Below are 18,506 nucleotides of genomic sequence, written 5' to 3' on the forward strand. Positions count from 1 at the left end.
GGTGATGGCAGACGACAGCACGCGGGTGGCGCTGATCACCGGCGCCACCAGCGGCATCGGCCTGGAGACGGCCCGGACCCTGGGCGCGTCCGGCCACCGGGTGTTCCTGTGCGCGCGGGGCAGCGACGGTGTCGCCGCGGCCGTCAAGGAGCTGAGCGGCGAGGGCATCGAGGCCGACGGCGCCGTGGCCGACATCTCGTCCGGTCCGGACGTGGCGGCGCTCGTGCGCGAGGCCACGCGTCGCTTCGGGCGGATCGACATCCTGGTCAACAACGCGGGGCGGGGCGGTGGCGGGATCACCGCCGACCTCACCGACGAGGTGTGGCAGTCGGTCATCGACACCAACCTCACCGGCACCTTCCGCGTCACCCGTGAGGTGCTGAAGGCGGGCGGACTCGCCGGGCGCCCCTGGGGGCGGATCATCAACATCGCCTCCACCGGCGGCAAGCAGGGCGTGGTGTACGCCGCCCCGTACTCCGCCTCCAAGCACGGGGTGATCGGCTTCACCAAGGCGCTCGGGCTGGAGCTGGCCGGGACCGGGATCACCGTCAACGCGGTCTGCCCGGGATACGTGGAGACGCCCATGGCCGTCAAGGTGCGCCAGGGCTATGCGGCGGGCCTGAAGATCTCCGAGGAGGAGGTGCTCAAGCGCTTCCTGGCGAAGATCCCGCTGGGCCGGTACTCGACACCGCGGGAGGTGGCAGGCCTGATCGGCTACCTGGCCACGGACACCGCCGACTCCATCACCGCGCAGGCCGTCAACGTCTGCGGTGGCCTGGGCAATTACTGAGAGGCAGTCATGCGAACCCGGCACACCGAACACGTCATCACCGTTCCCGCCGCGGCCGACACCGTCTACGACCTGATCGCGGACGCCGAGCGCTGGCCCGCGATCTTCACCCCGACCGTCCACGTCACATACCTGCCGCCCGGTCCCGGTGGCGAACAGCGGCTGAGAATCTGGGCGTTCGCCGGGGACTCCGTGAAGTCCTGGGTCTCGCACCGCACCCTGGACCGCGACGCGCGCCGGATCGGCTTCCGCCAGACCGAGCCGGCCCCTCCGGTGGCGGCCATGCGCGGGGAGTGGGTGGTCACCCCGGCCGGCGACACCTCCCGTGTCGTCTTCCGGCACTGGTTCTGTGCCGAAGGCGACGACGCGACCCTCCTGGACCGGATCGAGGAGGTCGTTGACCGCAACTCGCTGGCCGAGCTGGAATCGCTGCGCCTCGCGGCCGGCCGCACCCACCTGCTGGTGGACTTCGAGGACGAAGTGGCCGTCGGCGGCGGGCAGCGGAAGGTCTTCGGCTTCCTCGCCGAGGCCGGGAAGTGGCCCGGGCTGATCCCGCACGTGGCACGGGTGGAACTGACCGAGGAGCCGCAGGGCGTCCAGCACCTGGAGATGGACACCGTGGAGAGCTCCGGCGGCGACGACATCCACACCACCGTCTCGGTCCGTGTCCTGCTGCCCGCGGACACGATCGTCTACAAGCAGACCACGCTGCCCGCCTTCCTCCACGCCCATGTCGGCTCGTGGCACGTGCGGGAGGACGGCACGACGGTCGCCCGGCACACGGTCGTCCTCAAGGAGGAGGCCATCACCGCGATGCTCGGGCCCGAGGCCACCGTGGAGCAGGCCGGCGCGCTGGTCCGCCGGTCGATCGGCGGCAACAGCGTGGCCACCCTGTGCCGCGCCCGCGAGCTGGTGGCGGTCGGCTGATGACCGGAGTACTCGCGGGCAAGCGCATCCTGGTGACCGGGGTGCTCACCGAGTCCTCCATCGCCTTCGCGGTCGCCCGCCGGGCCCAGGAGGAGGGCGCCGAGGTGCTGCTCTCCTCCTACGGGCGTGCGGGCCGTATCACCCGGTACGTCGCGGAGCGTCTGCCGGCCAAGGCCCCCGTGATCGAACTGGACGTGACCAGCGAGGCGGACCTCGCCGCTCTCCCGGAGCGGGTCGGTGCGTATCACCCGCAGCTCGACGGCGTGCTGCACGCGATCGCCTTCGCGCCGCAGTCCGCGCTGGGCGGCGAGTTCCTCAACACGCCGTGGCCGGACGTGGCGACGGCCGTGCACGTCTCGGCGTACTCCTTGAAGGCGCTCGCCAGGGCCTGCCTGCCGGTGCTGGCCAGGCCCGCCTCGGTGGTCGGGCTGGACTTCGACGCCTCTCTCGCCTGGCCCGGCTACGACTGGATGGGCGTGGCGAAGGCCGCGCTGGAGTCCGTCACCCGGTATCTCACCCGTGACCTCGGTCCTTGTGGCGTCCGGGTCAACCTGGTGGCCGCCGGACCGCTGCGGACCCAGGCGGCCACCAGCATCCCGGGCTTCGCCCGCTTCGAATCCGCCTGGCGGGAACGCGCCCCGCTGGGCTGGGACGTCACCGATGCCGAACCCGCGGCCCGCGCATGCGTCGCCCTGTTGTCGGACTGGTTTCCCAGCACCAGCGGTGAGATCGTCCATGTGGACGGCGGCTTTCACGCCGTCGGAACGTGAACAATTCTCACAAAGAAAGGGCCGGTCGGCTTGCCGACCGGCCCTTTCTCGCACTTCTGCGTTCTGTTTCCGTGAGGTTTCTGTTTCCCTGAAACTGTGTTTCCCCGAGGTTTCCGGGGGTCAGCGTCCGGCGGCCGACGGGTCCGCGATCCGCGCCCTGCCGTCGAGTTCCCTGGCGAAGTCCTGCCACATCTTCGAGTAATGCCGGGCGAGTTGCACGACGATGGCGGCGCAGTGCGGAGGAACCGCCTCGACCGTGTCGGGTAGTTGGGCCTCCCCGACGGCGTTGACGTGCAGCAGGCGGAGCATTCCCTTTCCGCGTTCGTTGTTCCGCAGAGACGGGTCGCGCAGCAGTTTCTCCACGGTGGCGGCCGGGCCGGCGGGAGCCGGCGTTCCGGGGCCCGGCCGCCGTGGCGGATCGGGCGGCGCCGGGGCCGGCGAGGCGATCGGGGCCGCCGCGCCCACACCGCCGTCGCCGGACCCCGCCGCACCGGCCGCGGCCGTCCGCTGCGGCACCGGTGACTCGCCGCGCTCGAGGCGCTTGCGCACGTCGAGGACCGTCGCCGGGGAGATGCCCGCCGCGCGCGCCACGTGCCGCAGCGACGCCCTCGGCTGCCCGGTGAGCAGTTCCGCGGCGCGCCGCCGGGCCTCGCTGCTGTCCAGCGGCCGGACCCTGCCGTCCCTGCCCACCCGGGCGTTCGACTGTGCCGACTCCTCGGTTGAACGTCTCCTGATCGCGGCGACGGTCTTCGCGGCCAGGCCCGTCACCTGGCCTATGGCCCGGTCGGACAGGTGCGGGTGCGTCCCGACGATGCGTTCGGCGGCCGCCCGGCGGTCGGCCTGGGTGAGCGGCAGGCCGTGCGTGACGTTCTCCTGGACGCCACGCAGGAACGCGTCGGCCTCGGTGCCGTCGAAGAACACCACGTCGATGGACTGGCGCCCTTGGAGGGACGCCGCCATCAGGCGGTGCATCCCGTCGATCACCCGCATGGTGCGCCGGTCCACCAGGATGGGCGGCAACGGCCCCTCCGTCTCGGCGAGCCTGGCGATGTGTGCCTTGTCGTCCCCGTTCAGCCGCGGCGACTCGCCGGCCCGCAACGACATGATGGGGACGCTTTCGACCTGAGTCGGATTGATGCCTGCCGGTTGAATCACACTGGCCCCCGATAGTTTCACGCCACCTACCCTCGAATGAAAGCGCTTCTCCTGTGGCCTGATACCGCCAGTCTCTCGGGCGTGCTGTGTTCTCGACTGGTGTTGCGCTGACCGGGAATTGCCGTACCCGGGCGATCGCGGCGAGCGCGTTCACCCACGCGTCACCGAAACAGTTCGCGTTCGCGGGAATCCCTCAACCGATAAGACACCGAGCCGCTGCCGGAAACCGTGAACGAGGCCGGCGCCGTTGTTTCCTTCCTGGCCGGTGAGTTCGCCAGCTACATTACCGGCGCGGCATTTCCGGCGTTCCCCCGCAGGCGGAAACGAGGAGGAGGCTCACGTGGTGACCACGGACAGCACCCGCAGCCGGGTGGCTCAGCTGCGGGCCATCCGGGAACAGGTCACGGCCGGCCCGGGCGAGAAGTCGACGCAGGCGCAGCACGCCAAGGGCAAGCTGACCGCGCGGGAGCGGATCGAACTGCTCCTGGACAAGGGATCGTTCCACGAGGTCGAGCCGCTGCGCCGGCACCGGGCCACGGGGTTCGGGCTGGAGAACAGGCGGCCCCACACCGACGGCGTGGTCACCGGCTGGGGCACGGTGCACGGGCGGACGGTGTTCGTGTACGCGCACGACTTCCGCATCTTCGGCGGCGCGCTGGGGGAGGCGCACGCCACCAAGATCCACAAGATCATGGACATGGCCATCGCGGCCGGCGCGCCCCTGGTCTCCCTGAACGACGGCGCCGGGGCCCGCATCCAGGAGGGCGTCAGCGCCCTGGCCGGCTACGGCGGCATCTTCGCCCGCAACACCAGGGCCTCCGGGGTCATTCCGCAGATCTCCGTCATGCTCGGCCCCTGTGCGGGCGGCGCCGCGTACTCCCCGGCGCTCACCGACTTCGTCTTCATGGTCCGCGAAACCTCGCAGATGTTCATCACCGGGCCCGACGTGGTCCAGGCCGTCACCGGCGAGCAGATCACCCACAACGGCCTGGGCGGCGCGGACGTGCACGCCGAGGTCTCCGGCGTCGCCCACTTCGTCCACGACGACGAGGAGTCCTGCCTGGAGGAGGTTCGCTACCTGCTGTCCCATCTGCCCCAGAACAACCGCCAGACCGCGCCCGCGGCCGTCACCAGGGACCCGGCCGACCGGCGCTGCGAGGAGCTGCTGGACCTGGTCCCCGCCGACGGCAACCGGCCCTACGACATGCGGGCCGTCCTGGAGGCGGTCGTGGACGACGGAGAGTACCTGGAGATCCACGAGCGCTGGGCGACCAACGTGCTCGTCGCCCTGGCCCGGCTGGACGGCCAGGTCGTCGGCATCGTCGCCAACCAGCCCCGGTCCCTCGCCGGAGTCCTGGACATCGACGCCAGCGACAAGGCCGCCCGCTTCGTGCAGATGTGCGACGCCTTCAACATACCCATCGTCACCCTGCTGGACGTGCCCGGCTTCCTGCCCGGCGTCGACCAGGAGCACGGCGGCATCATCCGGCACGGCGCCAAGCTGCTGTACGCCTACTGCAACGCCACCGTGCCGAGGATCCAGCTCATCCTGCGCAAGGCCTACGGCGGCGCCTACATCGTCATGGACTCCCGCTCCGTCGGGGCGGACCTGTCGTACGCCTGGCCGACCAACGAGATCGCGGTCATGGGCGCCGAGGGCGCCGCGGGCGTGGTCTTCCGCCGTCGGATCCAGGCCGCCGAGGACCCCGAGGCCATGCGCCGGCGCGTGGTCGAGGAGTACAAGGCCGAGCTGATGCACCCCTACTACGCCGCCGAGCGCGGCCTGGTCGACGACGTCATCGACCCCGCCGACACCCGCCAGGCGCTCATCCGCTCCCTGCGCATGCTGCGCACCAAGCACGCCGGCCTGCCCGCCCGCAAACACGGCAACCCGCCCCACTGACCGGGGCAGAAGGAGTGAACCCGTGACCACCGTGAGGGAACCCGCCGACCAGCCGTCCGTCCGCGTCGAGCGCGGCACCCTCTCCGACGAGGAACTGGCCGCCCTGACCGCCGTACTCCTCACCCGGGTCGCCCGGCCCGGGGACCAGCCGGTCGCCCCGGTCGTCCCGGCCGTCCCGGGCTGGGAGCGACCGGAGCGCCACGCGTTCTACCGCTCCCCGACCAGCTGGCAGCACTGAGAACCCGTCACCGGCCGGACCGACGAAGGAGAGGCACCGATGGAGCCGCCGCCACGCACCCGCCCGCCCGAGCAGCCCGCCGAGGGCGAGGAACACACCGTGCCCGTGCCCCTGCTCGCCGGGGAGGACGAGGAAGAGGCCGTGCTCGACCCGCACATCCACCGCGGCATCGACTGATCGCCTCGGTGGCCGTGTACGCCGCCCCGGGCCGGGACGCCCCGCACGTCCGGGCCGCCGCCGACTCTCCTTCCCGGGCCTCTGGTTGACCCGTACATGCTTGAACGGCCCGCATCCTGGGCACCCACCTCCTACCGGCGTTCGATCGCCGGGCCACTTCGGCAGAGGGAGGGCGTCATGGACCGTCGCATCCGGGTACGCGTCATCCGACGCCCCGCCGCCCCACGCGACCGGGAGATCGACCGCAGGACGCCGTCGGGGCGCATCCTGCCGTACTGACCGACCGGGTTCGCACAGGCCGGAGGGCGCGGGAAGCCGACCGTGCGTCAGGACGCGCGCAGCGCCCGCGTCACCTCCGGCAGCGGGTCCGCGCGGTGAGCCAGGTCGAGCAGGGTCCGCACGGTGCGTTCGGCCTCGCCCAGGCGGGGGCGCCACTGGGCCATGATGGCGACCGGGCGGATCCGCTCGGCCAGGGGCAGTTCGACCAGTTCGCCCTCCTCCAGCTCCCGCGCGACCGTCAGGTGCGGGAGCAGGGTGACGCCGTGGCCGTGGCCCAGAAGGCGGAGCAGGGCCGCCATCGAGCCCTGGAGCAGGGTCTGTTGGGCGCCGGCCAGCAGGTCACGGCCGAAGCGGTCCACCAACATCTGTGAGGTGCAGCCGCGTTCGGCCACCAGGAAGTCGTGGCACAGCAGTTGCTCGGGAGTCACCGTCTCCCGCCGGGCCAGCGGGTGGCCGGGCGCCGCCACCAGGACCGTACGGTCGTGCCCCACGACCGCGTGCGGGCGGACCGTGCGGGCTCCGTTGTCGTACCGGAACACCAGGTCCGACTCGCCCGCGTCGAAGGCCCGTTCCAGCGCCTCTCGCGGGGCCACCGTCAGCTCGATGTCCGCGCCGGTGCCGGTGCCGCCCGCGCCGTACTCCAGGGCGGCCAGCACCTCGGGCAGCCACACGTGGGCCAGTGACTCCTGCGCCCCGATCCGCAGCCGGGTCCGGTCGCCGCGGGCCGCCCGGCGCATCCGCTCCTCCAGCTCCAAGGACTCGCGCGCGTGCGGCAGCAGCCGGGAGCCCGCCTCGGTGAGCACCGCGCCGGTGCCCGTCCGCACCAGGATGCTCACACCCAAGTCGGCCTCCAGCCGCTGGAGTTGGGCGCTCACGCTGGACTGTGCGTAGCCCAGGGCCTGGGCGGCGGCGGAGATGCCGCCGTGCTCGGCGACGGCGACGAAGGCACGCAGATAGCGGGAGTCCACGGCGGAAGGGTAACCAATCCATCGGACTTTCCGATGCCCCCATCGGAAGTGCGGCGTCGCGAGCACCACGCCGCCCGGGACACGCTGCCCGCATGACCACAGCCGAACCCACCTGCCGGCCGGCCCCGCCGACCGCCGGTCCCGCCCCGCACGGGACCGGCCGAAGCACGTCCCGACTGGCCTTCGCCGCCCTCGCCACCGGCAACCTGCTCGTCCTGCTGGACACCTCGATCCTCAACGTCGCCGTCCCCGACATCCAGGCCTCGCTACACCCGGCCGCCGCCGCGCTGCCCTGGACCGTCGACGCCTACACGGTCGTCTTCGCCGGGCTGCTCCTGGCCGGCGGGGTCATCGCCGACCGCTTCGGCGCCCGCCGCGTCTTCACCCTGGCGCTCGGCCTCTTCGCCGCGCTGTCCGTGGCCTGCGCCCTCGCGCCCGGCTCCGGCGCCCTGATCGCCGGACGCGCCGCGCTCGGCGCCGCGGGCGCCGGTCTGGTGCCCGCCTCCCTGGCCCTCCTCATCCACCAGCACCCGGATCCCGCCCGCCGTACCCGCGCCATCGGTGCCTGGGCGGCGCTCAGCGGACTGGGAGCCGCCGCCGGACCCGTGCTCGGCGGGGCCCTCGTCGAACTCGGCGGCTGGCGGCTGGTGTTCCTGGTCAACCCGCCCCTCGCGCTCGCCGCTCTGCTCCTCGCCCGCCGGCTGCCCACGCCGCCCGCACGGACCGGCCGTGCCCTGGACCGTCCGGGCCTGGTGCTGTCCACCGCCGGTCTCGGTCTGCTCACCTTCGGTCTGGTCGAGGCCGGCATCGAGGGCTGGGGCGCGGCGGCGGCGCTGCTCCCGCTCGCCGCCGCGCTCGGCTGCTTCACCGCGGTGGCCGCCGTGGAGCGCCGGGCCGCCGCCCCGGTCCTGCCGCCCGCACTGCTCGCCCTGCCGAGGGTACGGGCGGCGCTGGTGGCCGCCGCGGTGTCCTGCTTCGCCTACTTCGGCGGCCTGTACCAGCTCGCCGTATGGCTCCAGCACACCTATCGCCTGACCCCGTTCGACGCCGGCCTCGCCGCCCTGCCGCTGACCTTCCCGGTGTGCGTGATGCCGTTCTTCACCGGCCGGCTCGTGGCCCGCCACGGCGCCCGCCCGGTGCTGCTGACCGGCATGGCCGCCACCGTCGTCGCCGGGGCGCTGCTGGCCTGTGCGGCGGGCGGGCACCCGCCGCTGCCGCTGATCGTGGCCGCGGAGCTGGCGCTCGCCGCGGCCGGCACGCTGTCCATCCCGGGCGCGGCCGCGGCGGTGGCCGTCGCGGCGCCGGGGGAGTACGCGGCGACGAGTCAGGGCGCGCTCAACGGGATACGGCAGGCCGGGTCCGCGCTGGGGGTGGCGGTGCTGGGCACGTCGGGCGCGCTCGCCGGCTCCGGTTACCTGCTCATGGGGGTCGGGGCGATCGCGGTGCTGCTGGTCTGCCGTACAGGTGAGTGAGAGACGGCTCGTCTCCGGCGCCGTGCGCGGTCAGGCGGCCAGCGGGTTCAGGACCAGGGGTTCGATCCGGCCCTCCAGCATGGCGCCGATGCCCTGGGCCGCGCAGATGTCGGGCCGCTCGGCGATGTGCACCGGCATCCCGGTGGCCTGCCGCAGCATCTGGTCGAAGCCGGGCAGCAGGGCCGAGCCGCCGACCATCGTGATCCCGCGGTCGGCGAGGTCGGCGACCAGGTCGGGCGGGCAGTCGCGCAGCACCTTGCCGATGCCGTCGAGGACGGCGGTCAGCGGGGTCTGGATCGCGTCCCGTACGGCGGCGGTGTCGACGCGCGCACTGCGGGCGAGCCCGGTGGCCACGTCCCGGCCGTGGATCACCGTGGACGCCGGGCCATGCGGGGTCAGCCCGTTGCCGGACAGCGCCAGTTGCAGCGGACGTACCGACTGGCTGGGCAGGATCAGCGCGTGCGCGTGCCGCAGATGCTGCACGATCGCGTGGTCCACGGCCTCGCCGCCCACCGGTATCCGCTCGGCGGTCACGATGGAGCCGAGCGAGAGGACGGCCACCTGGGTGGCGGCGGCCCCGCACACCATGATCATCGAGGCCTCGGGGAGCTCCACCGGCAGCCCGCACCCCACGGCGGCGGCGATCAGCGTGTCCACCAGCTCGACCCTGCGCGCCCCCAGCCCGACCAGCGTCTCGATGGTCGCCCGCTGGGCCAGCGGATCGGCGTCGTGCGGGGTGCAGGCCGCAGCGCGCAGCCGGAGATTGCGGCGCAGGCTACGGCGCATCTTGTCGCCGAGCAGCTGCCGCAGCATGCGCTGGGCCATCTCGATGTCGACCACCGTGCCGCCCGAGATGGGCCGGACGACCCGGATGTACCCCGGCGTCCGTCCCGTCATCTGCTCCGCGAACTCACCCACCGCTATGAGCGCCCCGGTACGGGTGTTCACGGCGGCGACCGAGGGCTGGTCGACGACGAGTCCGGCGCCCTTCACATACACGCGGGTGCGGGCCGCCCCCAGATCGACGGCGAAGTGGCAGCGGCGCAACTGCTCCAGACTGACGGTCACGGCGGATCCTCCCGAGTGCGCAGGCCTTGGGCGCCCGCCCGGTCGGCGGGTGTCTTTCTCTCCCTGCATCCTGCGCGGGGGCCGGTGCCGGGCGCCTTCTGGAGGGGGCCGGGCGGGGTGCCGCCGAACGGGGGGTCTTCACGGCCTCGGGTGTGTCACAGGCTCTGTGTGGCGCGCGGAGGAGGTAAAAGGCCGAGGCCGGTCGGCACCGCGGGCCGTGCAGCCCACCAGGAAGCCCGCGCCGGCCGCCGCGCCCGCGCACTCGATCCGGGCGTGCCGGGACGCACCCCTCATGAGCGGGACGTCGGCTCCGTGGTGCTCGCCGCCGCCGGGAGCGCCGCCGTGGCCGGCTCGGCGTCCGGACCCCGCGACGACCATGCCAGGCGCACCACCAGCTGCCCCTCCGCCGCTCCCTTGGCGATGACCGCGCCGGCCTCCGCGGTCAGCTTCACCCCGAACTCCAGCTCCACCGAGTCGGGACGCAGGCTGCCGTCGCGGAAGACCCGCAGCGCGGACTGGGCCGCCGAGCGCACACCGTCCAGGGCGCCCTCGAAGGTGCTGGACGCCTGGGCCGCCGGGCCGGCCCCGCCACGGCTGACGAGCTGGGTCCCGGTCTCGGACTCCCCGCTCTCCACGACGACCACGGCGCCGTCGTCCGTGGTGAACTCCAGCAGTCTGCCCATGGTGTTCATCGCCCCCGTGTGCTCGCCGTGCGGCCAAGTCCATTGTGGCCGGAGGTTCCTGACGGTGTCTCGGGTCTCACAAGAGTGAAGTGACCTACGGCCGGGGGTGGTCCACGATCCCCCTGATCACCCCCAGTTCCACCAGATCCTGTGGCCGGATGCGCAGTTGCCCGGCGGTCGCCTCCACGGCTTCGCTCGGCCGTTTGAGGATGGCCGCCGCCAGCTCCGGGGCGATCACCGAGAAGTAACTGTCCGGTGTGGCCCAGGTGTTGCCCGGTGCGGCCAGCGCCAGGGCGCCGCCGGAGCCGCCCTCGCCGATGACCAGCGTGGTGATCGGGACCCGGGCGGAGGCGACCGCCCCGAAGACCTCCGCGATCGCCGCGCCGGCCCCCTGCCGCTCCGCCTCGGCGTCATTGGCCGCCCCCGGAGTGTCCACCAGCGTCAGCACGGGGATGCCGAGCCGGTCCGCGAGCCGGATCAGCCGGGCCGCCGTCCGGTAGCCGGCGGGCCGGGTCGCCGCCCCGGTCTGCGCCGCGTAGGCGACCGTACGGCCGTCCCGCTCGCCGAACCCGCACAGCATGCCGCCGGGATCCGTACCCCCGCACCGGTCGCCGCTGATGTCGCGGCGGTGGGTGAAGCAGGCGTCCAAGTAGGCGTGCGCCCGCGGCCGTTCGGGGGAGCGTGCGCGCCGGACGGCGTCCCAGCCGGTGGCGGGGAGACCGGCCAAGCCCAGCGCCCGTGGCGGGGGCACATCGGTGGCCGGAGCCGTGAGCAGGCGGAGCCACGACCCCAGTACGGTCTTCAGCTCGCCGGGATCCACCACCGCGTCCACCGAGCCCACCGCCAGCTGGGACTCCGCCGTGTACGCGGACGGGTCGGCGTCGGCCGGGCGGACCCGGGAGCCGGCGAAGCCGACCTGGGCGCCCGGCAGGGCCAGGACGACGTCCGCTCCGGCGCCGAGCGTGGCCCAGCCACCGCCGGTCGTCGGGTCCCGCAGGACCGCGATCTGCGGCAGGCCGGCCTCCCGGGTGAGCGCCGACTGCCGGGCCACGCGCTGGAGTTGGCTCAGCGCGAGCATGCCCTCCTGCATCCGGCTGCCCCCGGTCGCGATCAACGGCACCACCGGCAGCCGGTGGGCGCGGGCGTGGGTGTACGCCGCCTCCAGCCGGTCTCCGGTGCGCTCACCCAGGGAACCGCCCAGGAAGCCGAACTCGAAGGCGATCAGCACGGCCGGGGTGCCCTCGACGCGCGCGGTGCCGCAGACGACCGACTCCTCCTCGCCGGTGCGTTCGGCGGCGCGGGCGCGCGAGGCGTCGTAACCCTGCCAGCCGAGGGGGCCGTCGGGCCTCAACTCGCCGCGGGACGCGGGGAATTCCCTGAAGGTGTCCCGGTCGGCGACCAGGGTCAGCATCTCCCGGGCCGAGCGGCGCTCAGACATCGGCCAGCGCCCGCTTCATGATCTTCCCCATGTCGTTGCGGGGGAGCGCGTCCAGGTAGCGGACCACACGGGGGCGCTTGTGCGGGGCGAGGCGACGGGCCACGTGGTCCGCCAACTCCTCGGCGGCGGGCGGTGCCTGCGGGTCCGCCGGGACGATCCAGGCGACGATCCGCTCACCCAGGTCCGCGTCCGGCTCCCCGGTGACGGCCGCCTCCCGCACTCCCGGGTGCTCCAGCAGCGCGTTCTCGATCTCACCGGCCCCGATCTTGTACCCGCCGCTCTTGATCAGATCCGTGGCCTTGCGCCCGACGATCCGCACATAGCCGTCGGGCTCGCGGACGGCCATGTCACCGGTGCGGAAGAACCCGTCGGCGGTGAACGCCGCGGCCGTGGCGTCGGGCCGGTTCAGGTACTCGGTGAACAGGTTCGGCCCGCGCACCTGGATCTCGCCGACGCTCTCCCCGTCGTACGCGGTGATCGGGGTCCCGTCCTCCTCCACGAGCCGCAGCTCGACACCCGGCAGCGGCACGCCCACCGTGCCCGCGCGCGGCTCGCCGTCGGCCCGCACGCTGGTGTTCATGAGCGTCTCCGTCATGCCGTACCGCTCGATCACCCGGCGGCCGGTCGCCGCCGCGATCCGCTCGTGGTCGTGCACGGGCAGTGCGGCCGAGCCGGAGACCAGCAGCCGGGCCCGCCCGAGGGCCTCGGCCAGCTGCGGGTCGCCCGGCAGGGACTCGGCGATGCGGTGGTACATCGTCGGCACCCCGAACAGCATGGTCGCGCCGGCGTTCAGCTCCCGCGCCACGCCCTCGGTGGAGAACCGCCCCAGGTGCCGGACGGCGCCGCCCCGGCGCAGCGGACCGAGGACGCCCAGCACGAGCCCGTGCACATGGAACAACGGCAGCCCGTGGACCAGCACGTCGTCCGCCGTCCACTGCCAGGCGTCGGCGAGCGCGTCCAGGGTGGTGGCCAGGGCCCGGCGGGGCAGGACGGCACCCTTGGGCGGGCCGGTGGTGCCGGAGGTGTAGACGATCAGCGCCGGGTCCCCGTCGCCGGCCGTCTCCTCCGGTACGGCACCGGGCCCGGCGGACGAGTCGACGTCGATCCGTTCCAACTCCCGGAGTTCCTCGGAGAGTTGGTTGCCCGGCGCGGCCAGCACCAGCTTCGGCGCGCTGTCGGAGACGATGTGCGCGAGTTCCTTCCCGCCCGACTTCGGGTTCAGCGGCACCGCGGCCGCCCCGGCGAGCAGCACGCCCGTCACGGCGACGGCGGTCTCCAGCTCCGGGGTGGCCCACACGGCCACCCGGCCGGCCCCGCGCAGCCGGGCGGCGAGCGCACCGGCGGCCCCGGCCAGCTCGCCGTACGTCAACGACCGCTCACCGAACCGCAGGGCGATCTGCTCGCCCGGACCGCTCGTCAGAGCGGGGAAGAGGGAGGACACGCGGCGTACTCCTAACTGTTCGGTTGACCGTCGCCACCCTTCCTACACCAGGACGGCGGCGCGCAGTCAGCAGCTCCATGGGCAAGGTCAACCGCGCTGTTCCGGTTCCGGGCGTGGTTGTTAGCCTCGCCGGAGTCCTGACCCGCGTACGACAGGGAGTCCGCCGTGCCCCGCATAGCCCTCGCCACCTACGACCCCGGCGCCGAGCCCGGCAAGGACACCGACCTGCCGGAGCTGGTGCGGGCGCTCAGGGACGCGGGGGCCGAGGCGGAGGCCCGGTACTGGGACGACCCGGACGCCGACTGGGCCCGCTACGACCTCGTCGTTGTTCGCTCCACCTGGGACTACAGCTGGCGGGCCGCGGAGTTCGGGGCCTGGGTGGACCGGGTCGGCGCGCTGACCCGGCTCGCCAATCCGGCGCCCGTGGTGCGCTGGAACACCGACAAGCGCTACCTCGGCGAGCTGGCGGCGGCCGGCGTGCCCACCGTCCCCACGCGCTACATGGCGCCGGGCGAGCCGGCCCGCCTGCCCGACGACCACGAGTACGTGATCAAGCCGACCTCGGGCGCCGGCGCCCGGTTCGCCGCGCGGTACACCCCCGACCAGCACGAGACGGCGGTACGGCAGCTCGCCCGGATGCACGCCGAGGGCTTCACCGCGATGGTCCAGCCGTATGTGCACGGCATCGATGTCAGCGGCGAGCGGGCGCTGCAGTTCTTCGGCGGCCGGCTGCTGCACGCCAGCCGCAAGGGCGCGGTGCTCGCGCCGGACACCCCGTACGACGCGGAGAAGGTGGCGCATCCCGGCTTGGAGCGGTGGCAGCCGACGGAGGCGGAGCTGGCTGTCGCCGACAAGGCGTTGGCTGTCATACCGAGTGCGTCCGGGTTGCTCTATGCGCGTGTGGATCTTGTGGACGGGGAGGACGGGGAGCCTCGGCTGATGGAGCTGGAGTTGGTGGAGCCGAATCTGTTTCTGTGGCTGCATCCCGGGTCCCTTGAGCGGGTTGTGGAGGCGGTGCTGGCGGCTGCGGACTAGCTCAGCGCACGGTCTCTCGACACGCCTCCGTATACGCCCGTACCAGCGGTCGGCTGCCGTCCTCTCGTCGCCAGGCCAGCACATAGCGGCTCGGTCCGATGCCCCGGACCCGGCGGGTGGTGACGCCGCCCAGGCTGATCAGGGGGGCGTTGCCCTCCGCCACCAGGCAGACGCCCAGGCCCGCGACCAGGGCCTCGTACGTCTCCTCCGCCCCGGAGACCTCCGCGCCGATCCGGGGCGGCCGGCCGGCGCGGGCGTCCAGGGCGAGCCAGTGGTCGCGCAGCCGGCCCGCGCTCGTGGGCAGGGCCAGGAACGGCTCGTCCAGCAGGTCGGTGAAGTCGATCTCGGGGCGGGCGGCGAGGGGGTGGGACTCGGGCAGGGCGAGCAGGCGGGGCTCCTCGGCGACCACGGTCCAGGCGTAGCGCTCCTCGTCGGGCAGCGGGAGCCAGCAGAAGGCGACGTCCACGGTGCCGTCCGCCAGGCCCGCCGTCGGATCGTCCCAGCTCATCTGGCGCAGCCGGACCACCGTCTCCGGGTGTGCGGCGGTGAAGCGGGAGCGGATGGCCGGCAGCAGCCCGCCCCGGCCCGGACTGGTGCTCATGCCCACGACCAGCGTGCTGCGCTCGGCCGCCTTGGCCGCCTCCACGGCCGCCGCGCCCGCCTCCCACGCGGCCAGCACCGTGCGCGCGTGTGGCAGCAGCGCCTCGCCCGCGCCCGTCAGCGCCACCCCGTGCCGGTCACGCCGGAACAGCTCCGCCCCCAACTGCCGCTCCAGCGCCCGGATCTGCTTGCTCAGCGCGGGCTGGGAGACGTACAGCCGCTCGGCGGCGCGGGTGAAGTGCAGCTCCTCGGCGACCGCGACGAAGTAGCGCAGATCGCGGGCGTGGACGTCCATGGTCATAGCCGTTGGTTATCACCGAGGGTCTTGGACGGGCAACGGCATCCGGCGGCAGTCTGGTGCGTGTCGAACCGATCCAGGGATACGGGGAGTTGTGATGAACAAGGTCTGGCTGGTGACCGGGGCGAACAGCGGTTTCGGGCGGGCGATCACCGAGGCGGCCGTCGCGGCCGGTGACGTGGTGGTGGGGGCGGTCCGGCGCCCCGAGGCCCTGGACGACCTGGTGGCCGCGCATCCCGACCAGGTGGAGGCGCTGCGGCTGGACGTCACCGACCTGGCCGCGGTCGAGGCGGCGGTCGGCGATGTCGTGGCCCGGCACGGGCGGATCGACGTGCTGGTCAACAACGCGGGCCGCACCCACGTCGGCGCCGTCGAGGAGACCACCGACGGCGAGCTGCGCGACCTGTTCGACCTGCACTTCTTCGGCCCGGCGGCGCTGGTCCGGGCGGTGCTGCCGCACCTGCGGGAGCGGCGCTCGGGCGCGATCGTGCAGATGAGCAGCATGGGCGGCCAGATGTCCTTCGCGGGCTTCGGGGCGTACAGCGCGACGAAGTTCGCCCTGGAGGGGCTGTCCGAGGCGCTCGCGGACGAGGTGCGGGAGTACGGCGTCAAGGTGCTGATCGTCGAGCCGGGCGCGTTCCGGACCTCGCTGTTCGAGGCCGGCCGGGCCGGGGCCAGCTCCGACAGCGGGGTGTACGGCAAGGTCGGCGAGACCCGGGGCGCGGTGGGCGGCGGCCACGGCAGCCAGCCCGGCGACCCGGCCAAGGCGGCGGCCCTGATCCTGGCCGCGCTGGAGGCGGAGGACACCCCGCTGCGGCTGCCGCTCGGCGACGACGGGGTCAGCGCCGTCCTGGGCCACCTCGACCAGGTCCGCGAGGAGGTCACGGCCTGGGAGAAGCGCACCCGGGCGACGGCCTTCGACGCCTGACCCGGTTGAAGCCCGACCTAGCCGATGACGGCCCACCTCTGCAGCAGCCCCCAGGTGAACTCGGCGACCACCTCGTGCCGTGTGCCGTCCGGGCCGGGGGCGGTGAAGGCGAGCCCCCAGCGGGTGGGGGCCGTGCCCTCCAGGGGGCGGGCCGGGGCGAAGGCGCGGGCGGCCTCGTCGACCGTGCAGGACCAGGGGGCGAGGTCGTCCAGGGTCTTGAGCCGGGGCGTCGGGGCGCCGGGCGCGCGCACCAGCCACTCGTTCCACACCGCCCCGTCCGGCCCGACCAGCACCTCGAAGCGCAGGTCGGGCCAGAGGGGCAGGGCCCAGCGCCGGGCCTCGCAGTCGACGTCGCCGAGGCGGCGCGCAAGGACGGACTCGGGCTCGCCGAGGACCGAGCGGTACCGGGCGGCGGCGGACCGGGAGCGCGGTGAGCGGACCATGGCCTGCCAGCGCTTGTTCGCCTCGCGCATGTCCGCGATCGAGGCCCCCAGCCGCCGGCGGGCGTCCTCCACCAGGTCCGGGTTGTGGTCGGCCATGCGGCGCAGCAGCACCAGCTGGAAGTCGAGATGCATGGCCCCATGGTGCCCGGACCGCCGCTGCCGTCCTCCCGACCCATTGCCCGCGCAACCCTCCATGACTAGCCTGTGTTCGTCATGCCGATCGTCTGTTGAAATCTCGAACAGGCGCTTATCCAAGGGAGGGGGCCGGACGTGGGACGCCTCGTGCCTGCCGTGACCCGGGCTCTCGACATTCTTGAGCTGTTCCTCGACGGGGACGGGACGCTCTCCGCCCCCGACATCGTGCGCAAGCTCCAGCTGCCGCGCACCACCGTGCACGAGCTGGTCACCACGCTCGCCGCACGGTCGTACATCGTGCCCGTGCCGGGACAGCCCGGACGCTACCGGCTCGGCGTACGCCCGTACCAGCTCGGCAGCCGCTACGCCGAGCAGCTCGACCTCGCCGCCGAGGGCCAGCAGGTGGCCCGCTCTGTCGCCGAGACCTGCGACGAGACGGTGCACGTGGCGATCCTCGAGGGCACCGACGTCATCTACATCGCCAAGGTCGACTCCACGCACGCCGTCCGCATGGTCTCCGCGGCCGGCCGCCGGCTCCCCGCCCACTGCACCTCCGTCGGCAAGATGCTGCTGGCCTCGCTGCCGGAGCAGGAGCTCGCGGCACGGATCCCGGACGACGCCGAGCTGACCGCGATGACCCCCAACAGCATCACCGACCCGGCCGCCCTGCGCGCGGCCCTCGCGGAGATCCGGCAGCGGGGCATCGCGGTGGAGAGCCGCGAGTCCAACCCGGACGTCAGCTGCGTGGCCGCACCCGTGCGCGACCGCACCGGCCAGGTCGTCGCGGCGCTGTCGATCTCGGTACCCATGATCCGCTGGAGCGACGAGCGCCGCACCGAGCTGGAGCAGCTGGCGGTGAAGGGCGCGGCGGAGCTGTCCGAGCTGCTCGGCCACCGGAGCGCGGTGTGAGCGGCGGCTACGAGGTCGCCGTACGGGCCGAGGCGGAGCTGGGCGAGGGGCCGACCTGGGACCCGGCGACGGGCCGGCTGCTGTGGCTCGACATCCTGGGCATGCGCGTCCACACCTACGACCCGGCCACCGGCCGGCGCACGGTGCGGACGACGCAGCAGCACGTGGGCGCGGTCAAGCCCCGCGCGGGCGGCGGCCTCGTGCTCAACCTGCGGGACGGTGTGGGCCTGCTGGACCCCGACGAGAGCTTCCGCTGGCTGCACCACGAGCCGGTCCCGGGCCGCCGCGCGAACGACGCCGCGGTGGCGCCCGACGGCTCGCTCTGGGCGGGCACCATGCGGTACGACGAGGCGGCGGGCGGCGGCACGCTGACCCGGCTGACCGGTGCCGGGGCGGTGGAGACGGTCCTGCCCGACGTCACCGTCAGCAACGGCACGGGCTGGAGCCCCGACGGGCGCCTCATGTACTACGTGGACACCCCGACCCGCCGGGTGGACGTCTTCGACCACGACGGCGAACGGGTCCACGACCGCCGCCCGTTCGTGGAGATCGAGGAGGGCGCCGGGTTCCCGGACGGTCTGACGGTCGACGCGGACGGCTGCGTGTGGGTGGCGTTGTGGGACGGGGGAGCGGTGCGGCGTTACACGCCCCGCGGTGAGCTGGACCGGGTGATCGGCCTGCCCACGCCCCGTACGACCGCGTGTGCGTTCGGCGGCGCCGGCCTGACCGACCTCTACGTCACGACGGCCCGCACGGGGCTCTCGGCACCGCACCCGGTCGCGGGCTCGCTGCTGGTCGTACCGGGCGCGGGTCAGGGCGTCGCCCAGCCGGCGTTCGCGGGCTGACCCG

Annotated in this window: 19 protein-coding genes; 11 read left to right on the forward strand and 8 right to left on the reverse strand. The window is 73.6% G+C overall.

Going from position 1 to position 18,506, the window contains the following annotated elements; translation table 11 throughout:
• Positions 1 to 4 precede the first annotated feature (4 nt).
• From ACWC2T_RS01140 to fabI, 3 genes are read left to right on the forward strand one after another with little or no spacing between them, the layout of a single operon-like run.
• Positions 5 to 790, forward strand: coding sequence for an SDR family NAD(P)-dependent oxidoreductase (locus ACWC2T_RS01140; protein ID WP_450668363.1), 786 nt, complete (start codon positions 5 to 7; stop codon positions 788 to 790).
• A gap of 9 nt (positions 791 to 799) precedes the next feature.
• Positions 800 to 1,717, forward strand: a complete 918-nt coding sequence (locus tag ACWC2T_RS01145; RefSeq protein WP_450668364.1) for an aromatase/cyclase — start codon at positions 800 to 802, stop codon at positions 1,715 to 1,717.
• A complete protein-coding gene (gene fabI, locus ACWC2T_RS01150) occupies positions 1,717 to 2,487 on the forward strand; it encodes an enoyl-ACP reductase FabI (protein ID WP_450668365.1) in 771 nt (256 codons plus the stop codon). Before ACWC2T_RS01145 ends, fabI begins: the two co-directional genes overlap by 1 nt.
• A gap of 120 nt (positions 2,488 to 2,607) precedes the next feature.
• Here the strand turns inward: fabI and ACWC2T_RS01155 are convergent, their stop codons facing one another.
• Positions 2,608 to 3,591, reverse strand: a complete 984-nt coding sequence (locus tag ACWC2T_RS01155; RefSeq protein ID WP_450668366.1) for a ParB/RepB/Spo0J family partition protein — start codon at positions 3,589 to 3,591, stop codon at positions 2,608 to 2,610.
• Positions 3,592 to 3,982: 391 nt separating this feature from the next.
• Here ACWC2T_RS01155 and ACWC2T_RS01160 point away from each other — a divergent pair, with 391 nt between their 5' ends.
• Genes ACWC2T_RS01160 through ACWC2T_RS01170 form a run of 3 tightly spaced genes read left to right on the forward strand, consistent with a single transcriptional unit; the run spans position 3,983 to position 5,960 of the window.
• Entirely contained in the window at positions 3,983 to 5,545 is a 1,563-nt protein-coding gene (locus ACWC2T_RS01160) for an acyl-CoA carboxylase subunit beta (protein ID WP_450668367.1), read from the forward strand.
• A 22-nt stretch (positions 5,546 to 5,567) separates the two neighbouring features.
• Entirely contained in the window at positions 5,568 to 5,783 is a 216-nt protein-coding gene (locus ACWC2T_RS01165) for an acyl-CoA carboxylase subunit epsilon (RefSeq protein WP_450668368.1), read from the forward strand.
• Positions 5,784 to 5,822: 39 nt separating this feature from the next.
• Positions 5,823 to 5,960 carry a hypothetical protein gene (locus ACWC2T_RS01170; RefSeq protein ID WP_450668369.1) on the forward strand — a complete coding sequence of 46 codons (138 nt, stop codon included), beginning with the start codon at positions 5,823 to 5,825 and terminating at the stop codon, positions 5,958 to 5,960.
• Between the two features lie 326 nt (positions 5,961 to 6,286).
• Here the strand turns inward: ACWC2T_RS01170 and ACWC2T_RS01175 are convergent, their stop codons facing one another.
• On the reverse strand, positions 6,287 to 7,207 hold the full coding sequence (locus ACWC2T_RS01175; protein WP_450668370.1) for a LysR family transcriptional regulator: 921 nt from the start codon (positions 7,205 to 7,207) through the stop codon (positions 6,287 to 6,289).
• A gap of 92 nt (positions 7,208 to 7,299) precedes the next feature.
• Here ACWC2T_RS01175 and ACWC2T_RS01180 point away from each other — a divergent pair, with 92 nt between their 5' ends.
• Positions 7,300 to 8,679, forward strand: a complete 1,380-nt coding sequence (locus tag ACWC2T_RS01180) for an MFS transporter (RefSeq protein WP_450668371.1) — start codon at positions 7,300 to 7,302, stop codon at positions 8,677 to 8,679.
• Between the two features lie 30 nt (positions 8,680 to 8,709).
• Here ACWC2T_RS01180 and ACWC2T_RS01185 read toward each other — a convergent pair whose 3' ends face one another.
• From ACWC2T_RS01185 to ACWC2T_RS01200, 4 genes are all read right to left on the reverse strand, one after another.
• Positions 8,710 to 9,747 carry a rod shape-determining protein gene (locus tag ACWC2T_RS01185; protein WP_450668372.1) on the reverse strand — a complete coding sequence of 346 codons (1,038 nt, stop codon included), beginning with the start codon at positions 9,745 to 9,747 and terminating at the stop codon, positions 8,710 to 8,712.
• 290 nt (positions 9,748 to 10,037) lie between these two features.
• The gene (locus tag ACWC2T_RS01190) at positions 10,038 to 10,439 is read right to left on the reverse strand and encodes a CU044_2847 family protein (RefSeq protein WP_450668373.1); all 402 of its coding nucleotides are present in this window, start codon (positions 10,437 to 10,439) and stop codon (positions 10,038 to 10,040) included.
• A gap of 85 nt (positions 10,440 to 10,524) precedes the next feature.
• Complete coding sequence (locus tag ACWC2T_RS01195) at positions 10,525 to 11,868, reverse strand: carboxyl transferase domain-containing protein (RefSeq protein WP_450668374.1); 1,344 nt, start codon at positions 11,866 to 11,868, stop codon at positions 10,525 to 10,527.
• A complete protein-coding gene (locus tag ACWC2T_RS01200) occupies positions 11,861 to 13,309 on the reverse strand; it encodes an acyl-CoA synthetase (RefSeq protein ID WP_450668375.1) in 1,449 nt (482 codons plus the stop codon). The genes ACWC2T_RS01195 and ACWC2T_RS01200 overlap by 8 nt, the downstream gene beginning before the upstream one ends.
• Before the next feature lie 165 nt (positions 13,310 to 13,474).
• Between ACWC2T_RS01200 and ACWC2T_RS01205 the strand changes: the two genes are divergently transcribed.
• The gene (locus tag ACWC2T_RS01205) at positions 13,475 to 14,344 is read left to right on the forward strand and encodes an ATP-grasp domain-containing protein (RefSeq protein WP_450668376.1); all 870 of its coding nucleotides are present in this window, start codon (positions 13,475 to 13,477) and stop codon (positions 14,342 to 14,344) included.
• Between the two features lies 1 nt (position 14,345).
• Here the strand turns inward: ACWC2T_RS01205 and ACWC2T_RS01210 are convergent, their stop codons facing one another.
• Positions 14,346 to 15,245: a LysR family transcriptional regulator gene (locus ACWC2T_RS01210; RefSeq protein WP_450668377.1), complete on the reverse strand. Its 900-nt coding sequence runs from the start codon at positions 15,243 to 15,245 to the stop codon at positions 14,346 to 14,348.
• Positions 15,246 to 15,339: 94 nt separating this feature from the next.
• On the opposite strand from ACWC2T_RS01210, the gene ACWC2T_RS01215 reads away from it, so the two are divergent.
• Entirely contained in the window at positions 15,340 to 16,170 is an 831-nt protein-coding gene (locus ACWC2T_RS01215) for an SDR family NAD(P)-dependent oxidoreductase (protein WP_450668378.1), read from the forward strand.
• A gap of 17 nt (positions 16,171 to 16,187) precedes the next feature.
• On the opposite strand, the gene ACWC2T_RS01220 is transcribed toward ACWC2T_RS01215, so the two are convergent.
• Positions 16,188 to 16,745, reverse strand: coding sequence for a hypothetical protein (locus ACWC2T_RS01220; RefSeq protein WP_450668379.1), 558 nt, complete (start codon positions 16,743 to 16,745; stop codon positions 16,188 to 16,190).
• Positions 16,746 to 16,883: 138 nt separating this feature from the next.
• Between ACWC2T_RS01220 and ACWC2T_RS01225 the strand changes: the two genes are divergently transcribed.
• Together ACWC2T_RS01225 and ACWC2T_RS01230 are read left to right on the forward strand one after the other, a co-directional pair.
• On the forward strand, positions 16,884 to 17,657 hold the full coding sequence (locus ACWC2T_RS01225; protein ID WP_450668380.1) for an IclR family transcriptional regulator: 774 nt from the start codon (positions 16,884 to 16,886) through the stop codon (positions 17,655 to 17,657).
• Positions 17,654 to 18,502 carry an SMP-30/gluconolactonase/LRE family protein gene (locus tag ACWC2T_RS01230; RefSeq protein WP_450668381.1) on the forward strand — a complete coding sequence of 283 codons (849 nt, stop codon included), beginning with the start codon at positions 17,654 to 17,656 and terminating at the stop codon, positions 18,500 to 18,502. Before ACWC2T_RS01225 ends, ACWC2T_RS01230 begins: the two co-directional genes overlap by 4 nt.
• Positions 18,503 to 18,506 lie beyond the last annotated feature (4 nt).

Source organism: Streptomyces sp. NPDC001393, assembly GCF_053597455.1.